We start from the raw sequence: 3878 nt of genomic DNA on the forward strand, positions 1-3878 counted from the left end.
CCGGATCTTATGTTTCTGGCAGATGTCGCGTACCGCTGCTACATCAATCCCATCTTCATCGATCGGCACCGACATAATCCTGGCGCCGGATTTCTGAAAAATCATGTTCACAGAAAAGTAGCTTAGTGATCCTACCAGTACAATATCTCCCGGCGATAATAATATTTCTGAAGTAATGAATACACTCATTTCCGTACTGCGTGTAATGAGGATATTGTCTTTGGAGATATGCAGCCCGCGTGATTGATTCAGGTAGTTAGACAAGTGTTGTTTGAAAAACTCGCTGCCATCATGATTATAGTAACCTAATTTTTTATGGTTACTTTTTCTTTTCAGGTTGGCGCTGTATAAACTGGATAAATGACTGATCTGTGTAAGCCGGATATCCGGGGTGCCATCGTTGAATACGTATTCGCAGGAGGAGTGCTCAAAGGGATTATCCAGCAGGTTGGATTTTGAAAAAGAGAATCCGGCTACTTTAGGATAATGCGCCAGCTGGTTTTCGGGGGTGTGGCGAATTTTCTGTGGCCTCGGATCTATTTTGCCGATAATGAAGGTGCCTTTGTTGGGGCGTGTTTGTACCCAGCCCTGGGCGTCCAGTTCTTCATATACTGCCACAATGGTATTTCTGTTAACGGCCAGCAGTTCGCTGAAATGCCGGGTGCCGGGCAGCCGGGTACCGGTTACCAGGAAACCCCGCTGAATAGCATTGATCAGCTGGTGGGCGATCTGTAAATAGATGGCGGTACCCGACTGGCGGTCTATCTGTACAAAACTTTTATATGGAACGGAAATCGGACTACTCATGGCATCATTCATCAACCGGTGTAATAGTCCGGCAAGATATTTTATTTCATGGAAAATCCTTTTACATGATCTTTAAATTTATATATAAAGATGGTAATTTTTATTATTTAGAAAGAAAACAGGGTCGTAATCCCCGATTTTTCCGGCATAAATAAAGAAGTACGGAAGATGACGTACAAACCGGACCAGCTGTAATATAAAAACTGGCCTAGCTGAATCATCCGGCAAGCGCCTACTTTTGGACCGAAACAAGTACCATATGCAAGATTTACTGGAACAGATTGTGGGCCGTGACTCCCTGCATGCCAGGTGGTTAAACACCCTCTCTTTTATGGAGAATGCCGGCGCCAGGAAAATATCCGCCTGTGAACATCCAACGCTGGTAGACTTTATCCAGCTGAAACATGCGGCCGAAGAACACCGCCACGCTTATTACCTGAAGAAACAAATCGCTAAAATAGATCCGGAAAGCTGTAAGACTTACCAGCTCCACGAGCTGCTGGCGCCACAGCAAACCAGGCATTACCTGCACCAGCTGGACATGCAAACCTGCCGCTATCTGAAAACGGCTTTCGGACTGGAAGGCCGGCAGTTAAAATATGCGGCCTACCTCTTTGTTACCTATGCTATAGAAGTACGTGCAGACCTGCTTTACCCGGTATACCAGGCCGCCCTGGACAAAGCGCAGAGTAAAGTGATGGTACGCTCCATTATACTGGAAGAAGAAGGCCACCTCGAAGAAATGATCAATCAGCTCACCCGGTTTTCGACCGACTGGGAAGCACATGCCGAACAGGTTCGGATACTGGAACAGCAGTTGTTTGATGGCTGGCTGGCCGCCATTGATCAGGAACTACACCAGTACGCATAATACACGCATACACTACTTATAATCCACTCAATAACGCACGATGACAGCTATCAGAAATGACTGGACCCTGGAAGAAATCCAGGCCATCTATGACCAGCCTTTGATGGAACTGGTATACCAGGCAGCTACCGTACACCGGGAACGCCATTCCGCCAAAGAAATACAGGTATGTACTCTCTTATCCATCAAAACCGGCGGATGCCCGGAAGACTGCTCCTATTGCGGACAGGCAGCCAGGTATCATACCGATATTAAGGTGCAGGCATTGCTGCCTACAGACACCGTTATTGCACATGCGCAGAAAGCGAAAGAAACCGGGTCTACCCGTTTCTGCATGGCAGCGGCATGGCGCGAGGTAAGAGATAACAAGGATTTCGACCGCGTGATAGACATGGTAAAAGGGGTGAATGACCTGGGTCTGGAAGTATGCTGCACATTAGGTATGCTCACGGAAGAACAGGCGGTTCGCCTCCAGGAGGCCGGACTATATGCCTATAACCATAATCTCGATACCTCAGAGGAATACTATAAAGAAATTATTTCTACCCGGAAATTTGATAACCGGATCAATACCATCAACAACGTGCGCAAAGCCGGGATCACGGTATGTTCAGGTGGTATCATCGGTTTGGGTGAAACGCATCGCGACAGAATTTCTATGTTGCTCACACTGGCTACCATGCCTAAGCATCCGGAATCCGTTCCCATCAATGCGCTGGCAAGAGTGAAAGGCACCCCACTGGAAGACAATCCTAAAATAGATGCATGGGATATGGTACGCATGATTGCTACCGCCAGAATTGTAATGCCCGCATCTACCGTGCGCCTGACCGCCGGTCGTATAGAAATGACGGAATCAGAACAGGCATGGTGCTTCATGGCAGGCGCCAATTCTATCTTTACCGGAGAACGCCAAACCCTCCTGGTAACGCCTAATCCAGGTGTAACAGAAGATATGAAGATGTTGCAAACGCTGGGACTGGAACCTAAGCTGAGTCAGAAAGAAGTATCGGCCTGTTGATCAGATAGGAATGATATTTAAACCGTGATGCTTTTATAACGTAAAAAGCGTGATACCATTCGAAATGGTATCACGCTTTTTACGTTATAAAAGCATCTATTGCACCAACACTTTGAAACTACTCTTCATGCCTTCTCCTCTCACGGTTAAAATATACAAGCCCTTTGCAGGTTTCTTTGCATTATGCAACCGGTAAAGCGTTCTTCCTTTCTGTGTGGAAATGATTTCCTCATATACGATTCTTCCGTTGAGATCCGTAAGCGTAGCGGCTATCCGGCTACCGTTGTAATTGGTTAAACGGATATTCATATCGCTTTGGACCGGGTTAGGATAGGCGCTCACCGAAATGTTGCCGGTAGTTGTTGCGGCTTCTTTGACTACGGAAGTCAGACTCGCACTGCGCAACATACTGCCGCCGGCAGGTTTCACGGTTAAGCAGAAATCATCCAGGTATAGGATACCTGCGGCGCCGGATTTGGAAGACCAGATATTGAAGTTAGTGGTGCCCACCGGAATGACCACACTTTGCGTATACTCGGTGTAAGTGGTAGCGGTAACGGTAGATTGCGCCGTTGCCAGTTTCACATACGATGCATTCTGGAAATCCAGGCTAAACCCTGCCCAGGCAGGCCCGCCGGAAACTTTGGCCCATGCGGTAAATACGATGGTGTCGCCAACGGCAAAGGAGAAGGTAGGTACTCGTCCTACGCCGCCCTGACCCGTTACAGCAACCGCTTTCAGGCCACTATGTGCATCTGTGGTGATGCCCGATGCATTGTTGATATTACTCCATCCTACGAGGCTACTTTCAAAACCGTTGTTAGCAATTTGTCCGCATTGTCCCTGCGGAATAACGGTGACGATGCTGCTATCAGCATAGCTGCCTTCCTGCGTTACGCCTCTGATCACTGCGGTGCCTACAGCTATTGCTTTTACAGCGCCGGTGCTGGCGTTTACAGTAGCAATGGCGGTGTTGGAACTGGTCCACGCTACATTCTGGTTGCTGGCGTTGGCAGGAGCGGTGGTAGCGGTTAACGTATAGGAATCTGCTACGCCGATGCTCACGCTGTCCGGTGTAATATTTACGCCGGTAACCGTGACAGGCGGTGTTACGGTGACGGTGGTACTGGCCGTAAAGCCACCGCTGGTAGTAGTGGCGGTAATGGTGGCAGTACCTAA

The 3878-nt window shown here is 48.3% G+C and carries 4 protein-coding genes; 2 read left to right on the forward strand and 2 right to left on the reverse strand.

The genetic code is table 11. The annotated features are described in order from the left end of the window. A partial coding sequence (locus VIP81_RS33415) for a PLP-dependent aminotransferase family protein (protein ID WP_331972602.1) occupies positions 1-807 on the reverse strand: 807 nt, incomplete at its 3' end. A 259-nt stretch (positions 808-1066) separates the two neighbouring features. Between VIP81_RS33415 and VIP81_RS33420 the strand changes: the two genes are divergently transcribed. Beyond that, positions 1067-1678 (forward strand): hypothetical protein, encoded by a 612-nt coding sequence (locus tag VIP81_RS33420; protein ID WP_331972605.1) that lies wholly within the window; start codon positions 1067-1069, stop codon positions 1676-1678. A 40-nt stretch (positions 1679-1718) separates the two neighbouring features. Beyond that, positions 1719-2699: a biotin synthase BioB gene (gene bioB / locus VIP81_RS33425; RefSeq protein WP_331972608.1), complete on the forward strand. Its 981-nt coding sequence runs from the start codon at positions 1719-1721 to the stop codon at positions 2697-2699. Positions 2700-2795: 96 nt separating this feature from the next. On the opposite strand, the gene VIP81_RS33430 is transcribed toward bioB, so the two are convergent. Next, positions 2796-3878: Ig-like domain-containing protein (locus tag VIP81_RS33430; protein WP_331972611.1), on the reverse strand; the 1083-nt coding region annotated here is incomplete at its 5' end.

It is taken from the genome of Chitinophaga sp. (assembly GCF_036566945.1).
In the GTDB taxonomy this organism is placed as follows: Bacteria; Bacteroidota; Bacteroidia; order Chitinophagales; family Chitinophagaceae; genus Chitinophaga.

Excerpts from the sequence above, each read along its gene's own strand:
- VIP81_RS33420 (WP_331972605.1), top strand. The coding sequence starts at position 1,067 with ATGCAAGATTTACTGGAACAGATTGTGGGCCGTGACTCCCTGCATGCC.
- bioB (WP_331972608.1), top strand. The coding sequence starts at position 1,719 with ATGACAGCTATCAGAAATGACTGGACCCTGGAAGAAATCCAGGCCATC.